At 61.1% G+C, this 18,390-nt stretch carries 17 protein-coding genes; 12 read left to right on the forward strand and 5 right to left on the reverse strand.

Going from position 1 to position 18,390, the window contains the following annotated elements:
- Positions 1 to 58: 58 nt before the first annotated feature.
- The 8 genes from VGI36_04430 to glmM all read left to right on the forward strand — a co-directional run bounded on the left by VGI36_04430 (position 59) and on the right by glmM (position 9,094).
- The gene (locus VGI36_04430) at positions 59 to 1,153 is read left to right on the forward strand and encodes a J domain-containing protein (GenBank protein ID HEY2484368.1); all 1,095 of its coding nucleotides are present in this window, start codon (positions 59 to 61) and stop codon (positions 1,151 to 1,153) included.
- A gap of 6 nt (positions 1,154 to 1,159) precedes the next feature.
- Positions 1,160 to 1,462: a MerR family transcriptional regulator gene (locus VGI36_04435; protein HEY2484369.1), complete on the forward strand. Its 303-nt coding sequence runs from the start codon at positions 1,160 to 1,162 to the stop codon at positions 1,460 to 1,462.
- Positions 1,463 to 1,507: 45 nt separating this feature from the next.
- Entirely contained in the window at positions 1,508 to 2,908 is a 1,401-nt protein-coding gene (tilS, locus tag VGI36_04440) for a tRNA lysidine(34) synthetase TilS (GenBank protein ID HEY2484370.1), read from the forward strand.
- Positions 2,909 to 2,945: 37 nt separating this feature from the next.
- On the forward strand, positions 2,946 to 4,880 hold the full coding sequence (gene ftsH, locus VGI36_04445) for an ATP-dependent zinc metalloprotease FtsH (protein ID HEY2484371.1): 1,935 nt from the start codon (positions 2,946 to 2,948) through the stop codon (positions 4,878 to 4,880).
- A 183-nt stretch (positions 4,881 to 5,063) separates the two neighbouring features.
- Positions 5,064 to 5,900 (forward strand): dihydropteroate synthase, encoded by an 837-nt coding sequence (gene folP, locus VGI36_04450; GenBank protein ID HEY2484372.1) that lies wholly within the window; start codon positions 5,064 to 5,066, stop codon positions 5,898 to 5,900.
- 11 nt (positions 5,901 to 5,911) lie between these two features.
- The gene (gene cdaA / locus VGI36_04455; GenBank protein ID HEY2484373.1) at positions 5,912 to 6,664 is read left to right on the forward strand and encodes a diadenylate cyclase CdaA; all 753 of its coding nucleotides are present in this window, start codon (positions 5,912 to 5,914) and stop codon (positions 6,662 to 6,664) included.
- A gap of 62 nt (positions 6,665 to 6,726) precedes the next feature.
- The gene (locus VGI36_04460; GenBank protein HEY2484374.1) at positions 6,727 to 7,677 is read left to right on the forward strand and encodes a CdaR family protein; all 951 of its coding nucleotides are present in this window, start codon (positions 6,727 to 6,729) and stop codon (positions 7,675 to 7,677) included.
- On the forward strand, positions 7,661 to 9,094 hold the full coding sequence (glmM, locus tag VGI36_04465) for a phosphoglucosamine mutase (protein HEY2484375.1): 1,434 nt from the start codon (positions 7,661 to 7,663) through the stop codon (positions 9,092 to 9,094). The genes VGI36_04460 and glmM overlap by 17 nt, the downstream gene beginning before the upstream one ends.
- 29 nt (positions 9,095 to 9,123) lie before the next feature.
- Here glmM and VGI36_04470 read toward each other — a convergent pair whose 3' ends face one another.
- Positions 9,124 to 9,888, reverse strand: a complete 765-nt coding sequence (locus tag VGI36_04470) for a pyridoxine 5'-phosphate synthase (protein HEY2484376.1) — start codon at positions 9,886 to 9,888, stop codon at positions 9,124 to 9,126.
- A 272-nt stretch (positions 9,889 to 10,160) separates the two neighbouring features.
- On the opposite strand from VGI36_04470, the gene VGI36_04475 reads away from it, so the two are divergent.
- Both VGI36_04475 and tsaE read left to right on the forward strand, forming a co-directional pair.
- On the forward strand, positions 10,161 to 11,741 hold the full coding sequence (locus tag VGI36_04475) for an NAD(P)H-hydrate dehydratase (GenBank protein ID HEY2484377.1): 1,581 nt from the start codon (positions 10,161 to 10,163) through the stop codon (positions 11,739 to 11,741).
- A gap of 9 nt (positions 11,742 to 11,750) precedes the next feature.
- Positions 11,751 to 12,257: a tRNA (adenosine(37)-N6)-threonylcarbamoyltransferase complex ATPase subunit type 1 TsaE gene (gene tsaE, locus VGI36_04480; GenBank protein HEY2484378.1), complete on the forward strand. Its 507-nt coding sequence runs from the start codon at positions 11,751 to 11,753 to the stop codon at positions 12,255 to 12,257.
- A 66-nt stretch (positions 12,258 to 12,323) separates the two neighbouring features.
- On the opposite strand, the gene recO is transcribed toward tsaE, so the two are convergent.
- Together recO and VGI36_04490 are read right to left on the reverse strand one after the other, a co-directional pair.
- Entirely contained in the window at positions 12,324 to 13,085 is a 762-nt protein-coding gene (gene recO, locus VGI36_04485) for a DNA repair protein RecO (GenBank protein ID HEY2484379.1), read from the reverse strand.
- Positions 13,086 to 13,173: 88 nt separating this feature from the next.
- Complete coding sequence (locus VGI36_04490) at positions 13,174 to 14,307, reverse strand: AAA family ATPase (GenBank protein HEY2484380.1); 1,134 nt, start codon at positions 14,305 to 14,307, stop codon at positions 13,174 to 13,176.
- Between the two features lie 154 nt (positions 14,308 to 14,461).
- Between VGI36_04490 and VGI36_04495 the strand changes: the two genes are divergently transcribed.
- Positions 14,462 to 15,658, forward strand: a complete 1,197-nt coding sequence (locus VGI36_04495) for a CoA transferase (GenBank protein HEY2484381.1) — start codon at positions 14,462 to 14,464, stop codon at positions 15,656 to 15,658.
- A 19-nt stretch (positions 15,659 to 15,677) separates the two neighbouring features.
- Here the strand turns inward: VGI36_04495 and VGI36_04500 are convergent, their stop codons facing one another.
- Positions 15,678 to 16,397, reverse strand: coding sequence for a hypothetical protein (locus VGI36_04500; protein HEY2484382.1), 720 nt, complete (start codon positions 16,395 to 16,397; stop codon positions 15,678 to 15,680).
- An 88-nt stretch (positions 16,398 to 16,485) separates the two neighbouring features.
- On the opposite strand from VGI36_04500, the gene VGI36_04505 reads away from it, so the two are divergent.
- Complete coding sequence (locus tag VGI36_04505; GenBank protein ID HEY2484383.1) at positions 16,486 to 17,325, forward strand: alkaline phosphatase family protein; 840 nt, start codon at positions 16,486 to 16,488, stop codon at positions 17,323 to 17,325.
- A gap of 297 nt (positions 17,326 to 17,622) precedes the next feature.
- On the opposite strand, the gene VGI36_04510 is transcribed toward VGI36_04505, so the two are convergent.
- A partial coding sequence (locus tag VGI36_04510) for a hypothetical protein (protein HEY2484384.1) occupies positions 17,623 to 18,390 on the reverse strand: 768 nt, incomplete at its 5' end.

Below are 18,390 nucleotides of genomic sequence, written 5' to 3' on the forward strand. Positions count from 1 at the left end.
TCTCAACTACACTTGCGCGGCGCAGATTCGTGCGCATCTTTGAATACGGACCACCTGGATGGAGTTCCGCGACTACTACAAGGTTCTGGGCGTCGAGCGTGCCGCCAGTGAAGCCGACATCAAGAGCGCCTATCGCAAACTCGCCCGCAAACATCATCCCGACGTCAATCCTGGAAACAAGGACGCCGAAAAACAGTTCAAGGAAATCAACGAGGCCTACCAGGTCCTGAGCGACCCGGCCAAGCGCAAGAAGTACGACGAACTCGGCGCGGACTGGGAACACGGCGTCTCCCAGGAGGAGATGATGCGCCGGTACGCGCGCGAGGCGGCCGCGGGCGGCCGCGGCGACGATGCGCACTTCGGAGCGGGCGATTTCAGCGATTTCTTTGAGCAGTTTTTCGGGGGTGCATCTGAACGGTTTCGCGCGGGTGGCGGAGTGCACGGATTTGGCTTTTCCGCCGAGCCGGTGCGGGCTCCCGACCTCCGCGCAGAAGTTCAAGTAAACCTTTATGATGCGATCAAGGGTGCCCGCCGCCGGCTGGAGATGGTGGCACAGGACGAATGTTCCACGTGCGGCGGCTCCGGTATCGTCACCAGTGAGCAACGGCAGGGGAAAAACCGCATCATCCAGGCTGCGCGCGCCTGCCAAACCTGCGGCGGCGCCGGCGTCATACCGACCCCGCGCGTCCTGGAAGTGACCATTCCGGTCGGAGTCACTGACGGCACCCAGCTGCGCCTCAAGGGACAGGGCGGCCGCGGCACGCGCCCCGAGCTCAACGGCGATCTATTTCTCATGGTTCGCATCGAGCCGCGTCCCCCATTCAACATTTCCGGACGGGACATCCGCTGCGAGCTGCCGGTATGGGACTACGAGGCGGCGCTGGGTGCCGAAGTCACCGCACCAACCCCCGACGGCCTCAGGGTATCGCTCAGGATTCCCGCCGCCTCGCAAACCGGGAGAGTGCTGCGGTTGCGGGGTCGCGGGATTCCGGGCCGCGGCAAGGAAGCGGCGGGAGACCTGCTGTACGAAATCAAGGTACTCGCGCCGACCGATCTGAACGACGCCGAGCTCAAGCTCATGCAGCAGCTGGCCGAAAGCCGCCGCGCGCGGGCGGTCAAAGATCCGCGGATGGAAATGATGTCGAGGAGCTGATGGCTCATGCCCAAACGCGGAGTCCGCAATCGTAAATCGTCGCGCGCCGCTGAGGGCACCCATGTCCTGATCAGTCGAAGTGCGTTCTGCACCATGATCGGGGTTACTGAGCGCCAGCTCTCGGTCTGGGAACAGGAAGAATTGCTGGTTCCAGCGCAACTCCTCGATTCCGCGGGAAAGGCTCAGGCGCTTTACGATCGTTCCGCGCTGGAACGCGCGCGCCTGATTCGCACTTTGGAACAGGAACTTGAGGTCAACCTGCCCGGTATCGGTATCATCCTCCAGTTGCTGGACCGCATGAGCCGCTAGCGGTAAGTTGCTCGGTCGGATGGCGGCGCATAGGCTTGCTAGAAGATGAGTCAGCGGCAGCGGAAAGCATTCCTCGCCGAGATGAAGCACAGTCTCGAGCGCGTTGGTGTGCGTCCTGGGTCGGCGATTCTGGTCGCGCTGTCGGGCGGGGCCGACTCCGTCTCACTGCTGCACGCGCTGGTCGAATTACGCGTATCGTGCGGCTTTCGGCTTGCGGCCGCACATCTTAATCATGCCCTTCGCGGCGACGAGTCCGATCGCGATCAATGCTTCTGCCATGACTTATGCAGTCGACTGAACGTTGACTTCATTTTTGAACGAGCAACCGCGCTTGCGCCGCAGATGCCGAACCTCGAGGAAGCCGCCCGCCAGGCTCGCCATGAATTTCTGGACCGTGCCGCAGTCCAGACCGGCAGCGAATATGTCGCGGTAGGACATCACGCCGATGACCAGGCGGAAACCGTTTTGATGCGGTTGCTGCGCGGCGCGGGGATTGCCGGGCTGTCTGCGATGGCCGAAACCGGCCCGGGTCGTTTGATCCGCCCGCTGCTCTCGCTGAGCCGCCGCGATATCTTGAGCTACCTCGAGGAGATCGGCGCGAGCTTCGTCACCGACGCTAGCAATTTCTCTTCTGCATTGCTGCGCAATCGCATTCGGCACGATCTGCTGCCGACACTCAATCGCGAATACGTGCCGGGCACCTCGAAGCGGCTCGCAGCGCTCGCCGCCGAGATGCAGTCTGTCGATAGTTTCCTGTCCCGCGCTGCCGCCCGGGAGCTCTCCGGAATGTTGCCAGTCGAAGGCGAACTTGACTTGTCCCGCTTTGCGCGGGTCGATGCTGCGCTGCGGATCCCCGTATTGCGACAGTATCTGGCCACGCAGTTGGGAAGTCTGCGCCGTCTGAACCGCGATCACCTGGAGGGTCTGAACCACCTGTGCCTTGCGGGGCCCGCCAACGGGGAAATTTCGCTTCCTGGTGGACGGCACGCAGTCCGTCAATATGATCGGCTGCGGATTACCAGTCGCGCGCCGGTTCTGCACCCGAAATTTTCTACCGCACTGGCTTTCGAAGGCACCACCGAGATCGCAGAGGCGGGGCTTGCATTCGAGGCGAGCCTGGTCGGGGCGGGGCAGGTAGCCATGCCCGCGGACCATTCATCGGCCCTCTTCGATATTGAGGCCATCGCCGCCGACGGGCTAACCGCCCGGAACTTCAAGCCCGGAGATAGGATTCGGCCGCTTGGGATGACTGGCACCCGCAAGGTGAAAGACGTGTTCATCGATAGAAAACTGCCGCCCCCATTGCGTGGCAGGTTTCCAGTAGTCGCCATGGGAACGCGGATTGTGTGGCTGCCTGGCATCTTGCGCGGGGACGGCGCGCTGGTCTCAACCGCCAGCGAAACCGTTTTGCATGTGAGGGCTCGGCATCTTGATTCGTCAGAGTAATGATTGCGCGCGAATTAACTAGCGTGATACGCTTTTTATGAAGGGAATGAACCAGTTTTCCCGCAGTATTGCACTGTGGCTCGTCCTGGGCCTGATGTTCCTGCTGTTGTTCAACATCTTCAGCAGGCAGCAGCCGCGTGAGCCGGAGATAATTTTCTCCGATTTCCTAAACCAGGTTGATAAGGGCCAGGTCAGGTCCGTCACCATCCAGGGCAACCTGATCAAGGGCGAGACCACCGCCAACGAGCATTTCAAGACCTACGCGCCCTACGATCCCGACATCGTCAAAACGCTGCGCGAAAAAAACGTGAACATCGCGGCCAAACCCGCCGAGGGTGACCCTTGGTGGATGGTGGCGCTGGTTCAGTGGTTTCCGGTTCTGGTGCTGGCGGCGCTGTGGATTTTCTTCATGCGTCAGATGCAGATCGGCGGCGGCAAGGCCATGTCGTTCGGAAAAAGCCGCGCCAAGCTGCTTACCGAGAATACCCACAAGGTCACCTTTGCCGACGTTGCGGGCATCGACGAAGCCAAGGATGAACTTGAGGAAATAATTCAATTTCTGCGCGACCCCAAGCGCTTCACCCGCCTGGGAGGGAGAATTCCCAAAGGCGTTCTTCTGGTCGGACCTCCCGGAACCGGCAAAACCCTGCTGGCGCGCGCGATAGCGGGCGAGGCCGGCGTTCCATTCTTCTCGATTTCCGGTTCCGACTTCGTCGAAATGTTCGTCGGTGTGGGCGCGTCGCGGGTGCGGGATCTTTTCGTCCAGGGCAAGAAGCACGCGCCCTGCATTATCTTCATCGACGAGATCGATGCGGTCGGACGCCATCGTGGCGCAGGTCTGGGCGGCGGACATGACGAGCGTGAGCAGACCCTGAACCAACTGCTCGTGGAGATGGACGGGTTTGAGGCAAACGAGGGTGTCATCCTGGTCGCCGCGACCAACCGTCCTGACGTCCTCGATCCCGCTCTCCTGCGTCCCGGTCGATTCGATCGCCGGGTAGTGGTTCCGCGGCCGGACGTAAGAGGCCGCGAGGGAATTCTGAAAGTCCATACCCGCAAGGTCCCGCTCTCGGACGACGTCAATGTCGACAAGCTCGCGCGCTCAACGCCCGGTTTTGCGGGCGCCGATCTCGAGAACCTGGTGAACGAGGCCGCACTGCTGGCCGCCCGCCGCAACAAAGACAAAGTTGATATGGCAGACTTCGAGCTTGCCAAGGACAAAGTCATGATGGGGGCGGAGCGGCGCTCGATGGTGATGTCACTGGCCGAGCGCAAGAACACCGCTTTTCACGAAGGTGGACACGCGCTGGTCGCAATGCTGCTGCCGGGGGCCGACCCGGTACACAAGGTCACTATCATTCCGCGCGGCATGGCCCTCGGTGTCACGCAGCAACTTCCCCTCGACGATCGCTACACCTATTCGCGCGACTACCTGATGACCAGACTTGCGATGATGTTTGGCGGTCGGGCTGCGGAAGAACTGGTCTTCGGTCACATGACCACCGGTGCCGGAGATGACATCGAGAAAGCTACCGAACTCGCGCGCAAGATGGTCTGTGAGTTCGGCATGAGCAAGGAGCTCGGCCCGATGACCTTCGGCAAGCGCGAGGAACAGGTGTTCCTCGGGCGCGACATCGCGCACCACAAGGACTATTCCGAGCACACCGCAATCGAAATCGATCGCGAGGTGCGGCGCATCATCGATGACGCCTATCAGAAGGCGCGGCAGCTTCTTTCCGATCACGCTCCCTTACTTCAGGCGGTTGCGGAACGGCTCCTGGAGAAGGAAGTGCTGGACGGCTCCGAAGTCGAGGCGATGGTGAGAGCATTCAAGGAAGGCCGCCCGATGCCTGCGAGCGCTCCCGTGGCCGACGGTTACGGCCGTGTCGCGTCCGAAGTCGGAAAGCCGAAGCCAGTGGACGCAGAGGCACCCGTGGCTCCGGGCCTCCCAGCCAAGCCAGTTCTGGTGTAGCGACCCCTCCGGCGTCGACGGGGCGGCTCCGGGTTCGAACAGGTTTCTTGAATGGCATGGGGAGCTTAGTCGCTCCGTACCACGCCATGGGGGCCGCATGAAATGAGCGACGCCTCTGAAAATCGCGCTCGGCACCGACGCGCGCCTCGAACCACTCCCAGCAATTCAAGGTTTCCGGATCGTATGCGTCTGCATGACGGACGGGTCGTGCATTTCCCGGCCGTCATGGGCGTGCTGAACGTTACCCCCGATTCCTTTTCCGACGGTGGCGAGTACCTCAAGCCTGAGCGTGCGATCGCGCATGCTCTCGAAATGCAGGAGAACGGCGCGGACATCATCGACCTGGGCGGCGAATCTGCCCGTCCTTCCGGCGCTCGTGAGGTGCCGGTTGAAGAGGAACTGCGCCGGGTGCTCCCCGTGCTTCGCGGCTTGGAGGGGCGCTTGCGCGTTCCGCTCTCTATCGACACGCGCAAGGCGGAGGTGGCACGCGCGGCGCTCGAGCATGGCGCCGCGATCATCAACGATGTGACCGCGCTCGGCTACGATCCTCAAATGGCGCGCCTGGCGGCCGCCAGCGGGAGCGCAGTGGTCCTCATGCACATGCGTGGTTCTCCCGAAAACCATATGCGCTTCGCGCGCTATCGCGACGTGGTAATCGCCGTGACTGGTTACCTTGCGGCGCGTGCAAAATATGCGATCCGTGCGGGAATACCCGCATCGCGCATCATCCTCGACCCGGGCATCGGGTTTGCCAAAACCGCCCAGCACAGCCTGGCGATCCTCAACTCCTTGCCCGTGCTGTGTACCCTCGGCTATCCCGTATTGGTGGGTACTTCGCGCAAGAGCTTCATCCGCCGCGTCGCGGGAGACTCTCCGCGGGAAATTGAGTTCGGAAGCGCGGCGGCGGATGCGCTTGCGGTGGCGGCGGGAGCGGCGATTGTGCGCGTGCACGATCCCGGCGCAGCGCGCGCCGCGGTCCGGATGGCCGTCGAGATGGGGGGGCGCAACATCACGAAGTAGAGGCAAGCTCGATGCCGAATTACGTTCCGATGATTCCCGCGCCGCGATGGCAGGATATTCTGGATGTCCTGATCGTCGCCTATGTCATTTATCGGATCGCGATGCTGATTCGCGGCACGCGCACCATGCAGATGATCGTTGGCCTGGTGATCGTAGGTGCCGCATTCGTGATCTCGCAGGTCCTCGGCCTGTTTACCCTCAACTGGCTGCTGAACAATTTTCTCGGCTCCCTGTTCGTCATCTTGGTGGTGATTTTTCAGGCGGATATTCGCCGCGCGCTAACCCGCGTCGGCGCACAGTCCTTTTTCGGCCCGCGCACGCCCGCGGCCAGCGCGGCCGAGGAAATCACCACCGCAGTCGCATGGCTAGCGGCGCGCCGAATCGGTGCACTCATCGTCATCGAGCAGGATGATGGTCTCAACGACTTCGTCGAAAGCGGGCGACTGGTGTATGGCAAGGTCTCGCCCGAATTGCTCGAGACCATCTTCATGCGTGGTTCGCCGCTCCACGACGGCGCAGTGATCATCAAGGGTGATCAGATTTTGGCGGGCGCGTGTGTGCTGCCGCTTTCCTCGAACCCGAACGTCAGCCTTGCGCTGGGCACCCGGCATCGCGCGGCGATCGGCATGACCGAGGACAGCGATGCGGTGGTGATCGTTGTCTCCGAAGAGGATGGCACGACTTCCATCGCGCGCCGCGGTGAACTGAAACGCGAGATTCCCCCAAACGAGGTCATGTCATTCTTGCGCGGCCTGCCGAGCTGAGCAGCTGAAGACCAAAAGGACTCGTGCGTATACCGAATCTAGAGCTGCTCCGGACGATCCGCGTGGGCGACTTTGCGCGTCGCATGCGGCGCAACGCCGGAACGCGCGTAATCGCTCTGTTGATCGCGGTGGGTCTATGGGTTTTTGTCAATGCGGGTCAACGCGGAGCGGTCGAGACGCTCTCGGTGCCAATCAGCTATCGGTCTATTCCGCCGGGCCTCGTGATCGTGAATCATCCCCCCGACTTCGTGAAAATTGAGGTCGCCGGGCCCCGCACCCTCCTTTCCTTGCTCGATCCCGAACGCCTCACCGTGAGACTCGATCTTGCCAACGTCCCGACCGGACGGTCCGACCTCAAGCTGTCGCCCTCGATCTTCAGCGTGCCGCGGCAGACCAGCGTCACCCGTATCACTCCCGATGAAGTCCACGTCGACGTGGATCGCATCGTGATGCGTGAGCTGCCGGTGCATCTGGAGGTTGACGGACAACCCGGACCGAACTTCGAGATCAATGCGATCGACCTGAGACCGTCGGTGGTGGCGGTTAGCGGGCCCAGCCGCTACGTTCTCGCGTTGCAGAAAATCGACACCGAACCACTCGAGCTGAAGGGCGAATCCACCGACGTGGAAGCGCGCCTGACCTTGCTGAGCCCCGATCCCAACGTCCATCTCGGCGCGAACCGGGTCCAGGTTCATCTCGACATCACGGAAGTAATTGCCAATCGCGAGTTCAAGGGCATTCCGGTCGAAGTCCGGGATACCGACTTCAAGTTCCGGATCTCGCCGCAGAAGGCGAACATTACCTTGCGCGGACCCGCCGTCAAGCTCGACGGACTCGACCCCAAGGGGCTGGTCTATGTAGACGCCAGGGGCGGTGATCCGGGCGCGCACGAGTTCCCCGTGCAGGTCGACCTGCCGGACGGCATGCAGTTGGTGAAGCAGAGCCCCGTCCACGTGAGGGTGCGGATTTACAAAGAGAAGCGAATTGACATCAACGATGGAAAGACATCCTAAGCTATTCGGCACCGACGGAGTGCGGGGCGTCGCCAATCTCGAACCGATCACTTCCGAGACTGCCCTGAAACTGGGCCGCGCGCTGGCGCACGTGTTTCGGAATTCCTCGGGTCGACGGCGCAAGATTCTCATCGGCAAGGACACCCGACTGTCGGGCTACATGCTCGAAACCGCGTTGGAATCCGGCATCTGCTCGATGGGGGTTGATGTCTGGCTGGTGGGACCGCTGCCTACTCCGGGGATCGCCTTTCTTACCCGGAGCATGCGCGCGGAGGCTGGAGTGGTAATTTCGGCTTCCCACAATCCGTTTCAGGACAACGGGATAAAGTTCTTCTCCCGCGACGGGTTCAAGCTCGACGATGAAACGGAAGCGCGCATCGAGGACCTGGTTTTCGATGATCGCGCGCTGACCGAGCATCGTGCGGTGGGCGGCGCGATCGGCAAGGCGGCACGGATTGACGACTCGCACGGCCGCTATCTGGTGTTTCTGAAAGCCTGTGTGCCCCGAACAGTGATGTTCGATGGCCTCAAGGTCGTGATCGACTGTGCCAACGGTGCGGGCTACAAGATTGGACCCGAAGTGCTCGACGAACTCGGCGCGGAGGTAGTCACTCTCGCGGTCGACCCGGATGGCAAGAATATCAATCTGAATTGCGGAGCGACGCATCCGGAAAATCTCGCAAAGACGGTAGTCGCCGAGCGCGCGAACATCGGAATCGCGCTGGATGGTGATGGTGACCGCGCGATTCTGGTCGATGAAAAAGGCGAAATTTTCGACGGCGACGATGCGATGGCGACGCTCGGAATCAAAATGGCGTCCGAGGGAAAGCTTAATGCGAACACCGTGGTCGCGACGGTGATGAGCAACTTCGGGCTAGAGCTCGCGCTACGCAAGGCGGGGGTTACGCTGGTGCGCACCGATGTCGGGGATCCCGTGGTCGCGCGCGAGATGCGCAACCACTCCTACAACCTCGGCGGCGAGCAATCCGGCCACGTTATCTTCATGGATCATTCGACCACCGGCGATGGACTGATCACTGCGCTGCTGGTGTTGACCGTGATGGTTGAGAGCGGCCGTCCTCTCAGCGAACTCAGGGCGATGCATCGGGTGCCGCAGGTGCTCGAGAACATCAAGGTTAGCGAGCGCCGCCCTCTGGCAGAAGTTTCCGAGATCCGGCGTGCCATCGCCGCCGCGGAGCGGCGCCTCAATGGAACCGGCCGACTGCTGGTCAGGTACTCGGGCACCGAAATGCTCGCTCGCGTGATGGTCGAGGGCGAAGACTCCAAAGTAATCCGCACCATCGCACACGAGATTGGCGCGGCAATCCAAAAAAATCTGGGGGCCCAATCCCTTCCTCCCCTTGTCCAGGGAAAGGGGCAGGGCGAGCTGGCGCGCTCGAAACTTCGCCGCGATTGACGTCGCCCCGACTGGGTCGGGCGCGTCTGCTACCGCTTTCTTCTGTGACCCCCGGGCGGTGGGTTCGAAGCGGGCTTAGAGCCAAGCGCCTTCAAGTAAGCTTTGACCGCTCGAGTAAGTCCCAGATAAAGCGCATCCGATATCAGCGCGTGTCCGATGGATACTTCCGCCAGTCCCCGCACCGCTTTCACATAGGCTGAAATGTTGTCGAGATTCAGATCGTGCCCTGCGTTTACCCCCAGTCCTTCCTCCCGGGCGACTCGGCCTGCCATCCGATGCAGCTCCAGGATCCGTCGGCCTTTCTCGGTCCCAAAGGTACGCGCATACATTCCGGTAAACAGCTCGATTCGATCCGCCCCCAGGGTCCGGGCCCTCGGCACCTGAGTCACGTCCGCTTCCACAAACAGACTGGTACGAATTCCATTGTCGCGCAGCCTTTTCATTACATCACGCAGCCAGTCGTTGCCCGACACAAGATTCCACCCGGCGTTCGACGTCAGCACGTCCGGCGGATCGGGTACCAGGGTGCATTGGGTAGGTCGCACCTGGCAGACGAGGTCGAGAAATTCCGGACCGGGATAACCTTCGATGTTAAACTCGACCTTCAGCATCTGCGCGAGCTCGAGCACATCAGAACGCCTGATATGCCGCCCATCGGGCCGCGGATGCACGGTAATTCCGTGACAGCCCGCCGCGATTGCCGTGCGCGCCGCCTTAAGCACGCTCGGCAGCTCCCCGCCCCGAGAGTTGCGCAGGACCGCGATTTTGTTGAGGTTGACGCTGAGCTTGACCACCCGACGATTCTCCACGCCACCGAAGTGCGAAGCTACAGAGCAAACAAAAGCGCGGCGGTCTTCACTACCGATCGCCTCCCAAGAGGCCCGTTCGTTCGGGAAGGGACAAGGTTTTTCCGGATCATGATTTTGCATTTGCAAGCGAGCGGGATCCCCAAAGCTGAATTTTCCACGGTCGCGCAACTTGGGTTCTGGTTCGCCTTGCTTTTCTGGCCAGGGGCGACCGGTTAGTTTGATTTCTAAGGGCAGATGGGAGCAGGGCGCTTAGTTCAATGATCCTCCTCACCGCAGCGGAGAGCCGGGAACTCGACCGGCTAAGCCAGGAAAAATTCGGAATCGATTCCTACGCGTTGATGACCCGCGCCGGGGAGGCCTGCGCGGAAGCGCTCCTCGCTCTGCATCTCGCTTGCGCCAAAACCGGCGTGCTGGTGGTGGCCGGTAAGGGCAACAACGGCGGCGATGGTTTGGTGGCGGGGCGCCGCTTGCTCGAGTGTGGAATTCCGACCAGGGTGCTTCTTTTGGGCTGGGGTTCCGATCTCAAGGGCGATGCGGCCCGGGCGCACCATGAATTTGTTGGCAGGGGTGGCACCATCATTCAGGCGCCGGACGAAGCACACGTGCAGGCGGGGGGTGCGCAAGCGCCCGGCGCGGTCATAGACGCGATTTTTGGCACCGGCCTTAATGCCGAGGTGCGCGGCACCGCGGCGCGCGCAATCGAGATGATCAATTCGTGGCGGGTTCCGGTCGTTGCGATTGATATTGCCTCGGGGGTGAGTTCCGACACTGGAGCCGTCATGGGGGTTGCGGTGCGCGCAACCCAGACCATCACGTTCGGGTTCGCTAAGTTCGGCCATGTCTCTTATCCCGGGGCCGAGCTGTGCGGTGAGTTGAAGGTGGTGGACATCGGGTTCGCGCCGGGGGCAATGGCTGCGATCGCGCCGCGAGGGCGCTATTTCGAAAAAGCGGATGCGATACCACTTCTCGGTGTGCGCGCCACCAATTCGCACAAGGGGAACTACGGCCATCCGATGGTGATAGCTGGCAGCCGCGGCAAATCCGGCGCCGCTATCCTGGCCTCGCGCGCCGCACTTAGGACCGGCGCCGGCCTCGTCACCGCCGCCGTCCCGGAGTCGGTCCAGCCTATCATCGCTTCCGCGCAGGCAGAGTTGATGACCGAGCCCATCGCCGAGCGCGAAGGCCACTTCGACGCAAGCGTGGCCGGTAGGGCATTGAAGCACCTAATCGACGGAAAGAGCGCGCTCGTGTTTGGTCCCGGTGCAGGCATGAACGATGACACCGTCGAGCTGCTGCTGTGGCTGATAGCGGAGGGCGTGGCGCCTGACCGCCCAATGCTCATCGACGCTGATGGTCTGAATGCGCTCGCGTCAATCGGATGCGAAAAGGCTGCAGCGGCTCGGGGTCAGCTGGTCCTGACCCCGCATCCAGGCGAGATGGCGCGTCTCCTGAAGATCAGCACCGCGGCGGTGAACGCGGATCGTATCTCCGCAGCACGAACCTTGGCACAGAGAACTGGTGGGTGCGTGCTGCTTAAAGGTGCCCGATCGGTAATTGCGGATGCCGCCGGCGTGGTTTGCGTCAACTCGAGCGGGAACCCCGGTATGGCTACGCCCGGCATGGGGGATGCCCTCTCCGGGATTGTGGGTGCCTTGATGTCGCGACAAATGACGACCTTCGATGCTTTGACCCTTGGCGTGTTCCTGCACGGCTACGCGGCAGATCGCGTCGCTGCCCGTCGAGGGAGGGTGGGGTACCTGGCGGGCGATCTAATTGAGGAACTCCCCTCGGCGATGGAAGCCCTGAGCGCTGCTGAGTCGCGCGAACCGGGGATATAGAATGTGTCTATGAGCCCCACGCGACGCGAACCTGGGGTCACTGCTTCGGCAATTTTCGTAATCGAAAGTAAGTCGGCCCACGAGACTAAAGCATGGGGACGGCGGCTCGCATCGCTGCTCGAAGGCGGAGAACTGCTCGGGTTGATCGGCGACCTGGGTGCCGGCAAGACGTGCTTCATCAAGGGCATGGCCCGGGGTCTCGCCCTTCGCGAAGAGGACATCCTGAGCCCGAGCTTTACGCTTATTCAGGAGCACCACGGACGCTTGCCCCTTTTCCACATCGACCTCTATCGGCTCGACGCGGCTAGCCTCGAGGATCTGGGACTGCGCGAATACCTGTTTTCCGCCGGCATCGCCGCGGTCGAATGGTTTGAGCGTCTGCGCGAGGCAGAAGACCTGGATTTCCTCGCGGTCCGAATCAGCTACGCGGGTGCCAATGCGCGGCGCATCGAATTCAGCGCCACCGGCGAGCGCCACGCCGCGCTGATCGCGCGCCTGCGCAGCCATTTCGAATAAAGGTGTTCCTCGGTATCGGTAAGCACGGGAGGGCAGGCCGCGGGTCTCCCTGGGTTGGGTGCGCGACTAGCTTCCGCTGTTCAGAATTGAATCCAGAAACTCTGTGGTGCGCAGCTTTCGATCAAGGATCGAGTTCAGAAAGCGCGCGATGGCCAGCGCGCCATCGGCTCCGGCGGGAGTCGTGCCGCTGACCTGGTCGAGCGCCATCACACCGAGTCTGGATAGCGCCGCAGCGCTTTCCATCCGCAGCCGGAGAGCGGCTTCGGGAACGCCGCTGCGACAGCGTGCGCAAACCACTCCTCCGCGCCCGACCACAAAGTAGACCGCCTCGGTATCCGCTTGGTTCGCGCATACCCGGCATTGTGCAAACTCAAGTCCGAAACCCGCCCATCGTAACGCACGCAGCTCGAACGCCTGTCTTATCGCGGCCTCAGCCGAACGCTCCGACAGCACCACAAGCGCGTTGAGCAGACTGTGATACGCATCGGCGGCATCGCCGGCCTCTACCGTCAGCATGTCCGTCAGCTCCAGCATGTAAGCGCCAAGCGCGATTCGACCAAGGTCATCTTCGATACGGAATTGAACCAGGTCCGCCGCTTCGGCGCGCGTGATGAACACCAGCTGGCCATACGGACGGCGGCGGAAATGCACCATCACATGCGAGAAGGGCTCAAGCTTGCGTTCAAACCGATGTCGCGATGCTTTTGCGCCTTTTGCGATGCCGCCAATCTTTCCGTAGTCCCGCGTGAGCAGCGTCACTATCCGGTCCGATTCGGCATAGTCGCGCGCCCGAAGCACAACCGCGGGCGAAGTTTCCTCGGCGGGCATTGTTCAAAAAGAGTTAGTCGGGTTGCAGGAAGTTCCTCTTCGGATTTCGGAGGCGTCCTTGGGTGGTTAGAAATGTTTCCCCGGCGGCTTAGGTGCCCATAGTTCGACGTAGCATCGCTTGCTGAATCTCCCGCACTTCCGAGCGCATCGCGTCGGCTCCAGGGATAGTTCGCCCCGCGTCCGATGCTGCCTGCAGCAGGGTTTCGAACTTGACCAGGATATTTGCGATTTTGGTGTGCGCCTCGACCACGGCACGGTCGCGCAATTCGTTGCTTTCCCAGGGGCGCTGCGCATAGTCACGCAGCTCCTGGCTTTGGATGAGCAGCTCACGCGCCTCTTCCTCGTATCCCCGAACCAGACGGCGCAGCAGGTCAGTCACTTTGGGGCGTTCCTCGGGGTCCTTCCACAAGACGTGCTCCAGAAACATCAGGTCGTCTTCGATCACGACCGAACGGCCAAAAATAATCGCGTGCGCGCGCAACACATCGAGCGAATTTTTCCAGCGGCGGTCCGAAACCACGATCTGCTCGCGACCCAGGCTCCGGCGCAGCTCCGCGATCTCGTTGAAGATTGCGCCCGGAATCTTAACCATCGCCACGGTCCCGGCAAGCGCGTTCAGTTCGGCGAAGCTCAACGTAGTTCGGCTTTCCGCCGCGGCGCCGTCCAACATCTTGAGGAAGTGAAAATCTTCCGTGATGTATCCGGTGATAAACCGGAACATGAATCGATCGTACAGGGCGCTCAACTCCTCTTCGTCTGGCAGCTCGTTGGAAGCGCCGAACATCGTGATCAGCGGGGTGGGGATGCGCTCGCGGCCATTGTGAAAGATCCGTTCGTTGATGAGCGTGAGCAATGCGTTGAGAATCGAGGAGTTCGCCTTGAAGATTTCATCAAGGAACGCAATATGCGCCTCGGGCAGCTTGTGCGTGGTGACCCGCCGGTAGTCGTCCTGTTCGAGCCCCTTCAAGCTGACGGCGCCGAACAGTTCTTCCGGCGTGCTGAAGCGGGTGAGCAGCCATTGAAAGTAGTTGGCTTCGTCAATCCGGGCGCACAGCTCGTCGGCCAGCATCGACTTCGCCGTTCCGGGCGGGCCGATCAGCAGCACGTGGTTGCGCGAGAGGAGTGCAGCGAGCGCTCCATCGATCAGCTCTGCTCGCTCCAGGAAGGCGCGATTCAGTTGGTCACGAATTTCCCCGAGCTTGACGATTGGCGCAGAAGCCATGGTGGTCCGTTTAACAAGATTTAGCAGACGCGGCGCGGTGGCCAAAGGTGTGCACGCGCTATCATAGGCTCGCTTGCCGATCTTGCTCCGCTGGGGCTACAAAAGAGACGACAAGCGCCCGGCGGTTCTGACCCGGGGGCGCCCGGAGGCGTCAATGGAAAAAGCTCTGGCAGGCGTGAAAGTGCTCGATCTCACTCAATTCGAAGCCGGCACCTCGTGCACCGAAATGCTCGCGTGGCTGGGCGCTGATGTCATCAAGGTCGAATCTCCCAAGATGGGCGAGCAGGGGCGATGGATGTTGACCGAGAAACCGGGTGTCGACTCCTACTATTTTATGCTGCTCAATGCGAACAAGCGCAGCATCACGCTCAATTTGAAGAGCGAACAGGGCCGCGCGATGTTCATCGAGCTGGTCAAGAAGGTCGATATTCTGAGTGAAAACTACTCGCTCGGCACGCTCGAGGGGCTCGACCTCGGCTACGAGAAGCTTCGCCAGATCAATCCGCGTCTCATCTATCTGACCATCAAGGGGTTCGGTACTAGCGGACCATATAGTTCGTACAAGAGCTTCGACATGATCGCGCAGGCATCGGGCGGTGCGATGTCGCTCACCGGTTTCACCGGAACGCCGCCCCTCAAGCCGGGACCGACTATCGGGGATACCGGCACCGGGATGCATGCCGCAATCGGAGTACTGGCCGCCTACATTCAGCGTCAACGCACCGGAAAGGGGCAGAAGGTCGAACTCGCGATGCAGGAGGCGGTCCTGAACTTCTGCCGCGTCCCGATGATGGGTACCTACGTCACCCACAAGCCGGTGCCGCGTACCGGAAACCGCCTCGGTGGTGGACCGGGCGACATCTTCAAATGCGCACCCGGCGGCGACAACGACTACGTCTTCATCCTGTGCACCACGCCGGAGATGTGGAAGAGTCTGTGCGCGGCGATGGGTCAACCGGCCCTGGCCGACGACGATCGCTTCAAAGATCCACGGTCGCGCGCGCACAACCTCGAGGCTTTGACCGCAACCATCAATGAATGGACCGGTAAACATACCAAACATGAAGTCATGAAAATCCTAGGCGAAGCCGGCGTGCCGTGCGGCAAGGTGCTCGACAGCGTCGAGCTGCTCAACGATCCGCACCTCAAAGAGCGCGGAATGATTGTGACCGTGAACCATCCAGTGCGTGGCGAGTTCACCATGCCCGGATGCCCGGTGCGGCTCGAGGACTCGCCCGCCGAGGTAACCTCCGCGCCGCTTCTGGGCCAGCACAATGGCGAAGTCTACGGCGAGTTGCTGGGCATGACCGCCGGCGATCTCGACCGCCTAAAGGCGGACGGTGTCGTCTGATTCTCGCGGAGATCGCGAGCTAAATCTCAAGTGCTTCACGCAGCTCCAGCGCGGCGGCGCCGCCGCTGCTATCGCCCAGGCGGATCGAACCGATGCGGCTGCGAACTCCGCTCAGAACCGCGACGAACCCGAGGACATTGATCGCGACCACGGTCCAGAACAACACCCAACAAACGTAGATGGCGACACGCAAGGACGGGTCGACGAACAAGGTCGGCAGCCAGGCGCCAATCGGAGAGCCTATCGTCCCGGACAGATGCAACAGCAGTCGCGCGTAACGCGGCTGCGCCAGGTACTGGCCGAAGCACATCTTGAACCGCGGCTCGAACCCATAAAGATACGCATACTCGTAGCGGACGCCGAGTAGGCAGCCTACCGCGACCTTGATGAGCGGCTGAAACGCGATTGTCCAGATCACCGCGGAAACGATGACCAGCAAATTTGATTGGTGCCGAGAGCCCAATGCAAGAACCACCGCGCCGGCGATTGCGAGCCCAAGTTCGGCGAGATAACCAGCCGGCACCGAAACCGTACTTCGTCCACTCCGTTGGTGCAGCTTCCGGCTGATCCGCGACAGATTTTCGGCCACCGACCGTCGTTCGGCTATTGGAAGAGCGCGTACTTCGTTCACGACCCGCGTCCACGGTCCAGCGCGGTAGCGATTGGAATCGACTTCCCGCTCGATCGCCACAAGCTGATCGGACAAGGCGTCCGGCAGCTGGATCTTTTCCTCGCTCATAGAGGGATCCTAGTAATTGGTGTGGATTCCCTTTTACCTGTCTCGCAACAGCGTTGACGGTCCCACGTCAGTCGTATGAGCATTGAACGTGAAAGATGGAAATTCCAGCTTACGGATCGTCTTGCTTGGGATCATCGGTGCAATCACTCCAGCATTGTGCCGGGCCGCTCCGCCCAAAGCGGTTCCTTCCCCTGCCCATGTGATCGTGGTGATGGAAGAAAACCGCGGATATGACGAGATCATTGGCTCGCAGCAAGCTCCGTATATCAACCAACTAGCCTTCGCCGGAGCTTCATTCACCAACGCGCACGCGATCACGCATCCCAGTCTGCCCAACTACCTCGCCTTGTTCTCGGGGTCTACGCAGGGTGTCACGAACGACTCCTGCCCTCTCTCGTTCCGCCTGCCAACTCTACAGAGCGACTTACTTGAAGCTAAGTTGAGGTTCGTGGGTTATTCAGAGGATTTGCCAGCGACCGGATCCGATGTCTGCTTTTCCGGCTATTACGCGCGCAAGCACGCTCCATGGACCTATTTCCCTGACGATCCTCCCGCCAACAATAGACCGTTCGCCGACTTTCCGAGGAATCTCGCCGAGCTGCCCACGGTGTCATGGGTGATTCCCAACCAGGTCAACGACATGCACAGTGGCCCGATCCTGCAGGCAGACAGCTGGTTGCGCAGCAACCTTTTGCGTTACGTGACATGGGCGCAGAGGAACAACAGTATCCTCATCCTCGACTGGGACGAAGACGACGGTGGTTTGACCAACCACATTCCGACAATTTTTGTCGGACCGATGGTGAAGCCGGGTCGATATAGTGAAAGGATCGATCACTACAACGTCCTGCGTACGATCGAAGATATGTACGGATTGTCGCACTTGGGCCATTCCGCCGCAGCTCCGATCGTCGACGTTTGGCAATAAGAACTCAGACCCTGACGCGTCCACATGATAGGGGACTCGTAGCTCGAACCACCGAAGCCGAAGCGGGTGCGAAAGGATACCACTATTGCGAACGCGCCGACTGCCTTCACTTGGCAACGGTTCCTAATTTCCGGATTTTCGCAGGCACCGGCGCGATCGCGATCCCGCGGCATCCTGCCGCACAAACCTTTGCGGGCACTAAGAACTCGGCCGAAAAAGCAAAGCGCCGTCCGTCAGGCGACCATACTGCATCGTTGGCGTTAAGCTGGCAGTCGGTTACCTGCAGAGCCTCTCCAGTCAGCGCGGATTCGATGAAGATGGCGTAGTTGCCGTTAAGGCATCCGCGCCGGGACTCGAACGTCGGGAAACTGTCGTTGGGTGACCAATCCGGAGTGCGGCCCTGCAAAGGATCGAGTTGATGCAGGTCGGTATCAACTGAGTCGGGTTGGTATTCACTGGGATGAGCCGCTGGATCCAGATCTGATTATGATCATCGTCGTACTGGCTTCCGGCCTGTGGCACCTGTGCTGCAAAAGCAAGCTGGGCCCCATCACGCGATATGGCAGACTGACCGGTCCAAAGCTGAGCGGTCGAAGTCTCGCTCTGCAATAGCGTTCCGTCGGGCACGCTGACCAGAACGATAAAAGGTGGGTCGGACCCTTCGACCGTGACCGCAGAGCCGTCCGGGAACCATGATGGGTAGCCGTCGGGAATCGATGGCATGGTTGGAAGCCGGGTGGGTGCCTTGCCATCGGTTCCGACTACGTAGATTCCGTCTAGGCCACCCGCCGCGTAGTGGTCGCCGGTAAACGCGATCGGAGTGACGATCGTCGGGTCCGAACTCCGGAGCCAGTTCGAGCGGGTCGCCGAAACCCCATCAATTTCCAAAAACTCAGACGGCTGCCCTCCATTGGATGGAACGGTGAAGAGCTTCCAGATCCCGGCCGGCGCGCCTCCAGCGCATCCGGTGGAAATGTCACAACGGCTGAAGAGGATCGTTTTTCCATCGGGCGACCACCGTGGCCAGTAGTCGACTTGGCCCGGCGTGTGGGTCACATAGCGAAA

It is taken from the genome of Candidatus Binataceae bacterium (assembly GCA_036495685.1).
In the GTDB taxonomy this organism is placed as follows: Bacteria; Desulfobacterota; Binatia; order Binatales; family Binataceae; genus JAFAHS01.